This is a genomic window from Coxiella endosymbiont of Ornithodoros maritimus, from assembly GCF_907164965.1.
Classification (GTDB): Bacteria; Pseudomonadota; Gammaproteobacteria; order Coxiellales; family Coxiellaceae; genus Coxiella.
Map to the genome: position 1 here is coordinate 1 of NZ_CAJRAM010000043.1, position 564 is coordinate 564.

The following is a 564-nucleotide window of genomic DNA, read 5'->3' on the forward strand; positions in this document are numbered from 1 at the left end:
GCAAGGCATCTAGGGCAGCTTTGCGACCGCCATTTTCTGGGGTACATTCATCGAAAGCCATTATAATGTCAGCACCAATCGCTTTTTGAGCATCAATAGAGGATTTTGGGGTTAAATGGATGAGTTTCCCCGTTGCGGGGTATTTAAAGTGGGCTCCTTCCTTATCAAGGGTACAAATTTGCCGGTTTTTGGACAGACTAAAAGCTTGAAACCCCCCACTATCCGTCAGCATCGGCTTATCCCATCCCATAAACGCGTGCATTCCCCCCACCGCTTGAATCACTTCCAAGCCCGGAGCGACTAACATGTGATAGGTGTTCCCGCCCAAAATAATTTGACTGTGTGCAGCCACCAAATCGTACGGCGTTAAATGGTTAGCGAATGCCCGAGTTCCCACTGGCATAAAAGCGGGGGTGACCACCTCGCCATGGGGTGTGGTTATTTTCGTTACACGAGCATGGTTTGTTTTTGATCGTTGGATAATTTCAATTTTGAAGGTGTTTTGCATGTAAATGACCGTTACAGATCAGTAAAAATTCCTGAGCCAAAACCTAGCCCGGCTTA

The 564-nt window shown here is 47.2% G+C and carries 1 protein-coding gene; it reads right to left on the reverse strand.

Going from position 1 to position 564, the window contains the following annotated elements; translation table 11 throughout:
• A partial coding sequence (locus OWO34_RS04925) for a tRNA-ribosyltransferase family protein (RefSeq protein ID WP_267256751.1) occupies window positions 1-508 on the reverse strand: 508 nt, incomplete at its 3' end.
• Between the last annotated feature and the right edge of the window lie 56 nt (window positions 509-564).